Origin of the sequence: Actinosynnema sp. NPDC023658 (assembly GCF_040639995.1) — a bacterium.
Lineage (GTDB): Bacteria > Actinomycetota > Actinomycetes > Mycobacteriales > Pseudonocardiaceae > Actinosynnema.
Map to the genome: position 1 here is coordinate 14,295 of NZ_JBFAAX010000124.1, position 318 is coordinate 14,612.

Genomic DNA, 318 nt, shown 5'->3' on the forward strand with positions numbered 1-318 from the left:
CACCCCGCGTTTGGGGGGTTTGGTGCGGGTGCAGCGGGCGGGGCGGCCGGGGGCCGCGCCGCCGCTGTCCGAACGCCAGCTGCGCCGGATCGTCTACGGCTGAAGGAGATCACCGGGCATGTGCGGAATCGTCGGTTACGTGGGTCCGCGGGACGCCGTCCCCGTGCTGCTGGAGGGCCTGCACCGGTTGGAGTACCGGGGCTACGACTCGGCCGGCGTCGCGGTCGCGGACGACGACGGCCTGCGGGTCGTCAAGACCGCCGGACGGGTCGCGGACCTGCGGCGGGCGGTGCCCGAGGGGACGCCGGGCACGACGGG

1 pseudogene is annotated in these 318 nt (G+C 75.8%); it reads left to right on the forward strand.

Going from position 1 to position 318, the window contains the following annotated elements:
- Window positions 1-118: 118 nt before the first annotated feature.
- A pseudogene (locus tag AB0G02_RS16270) lies at window positions 119-318 on the forward strand (glutamine--fructose-6-phosphate aminotransferase); the annotation flags it as partial.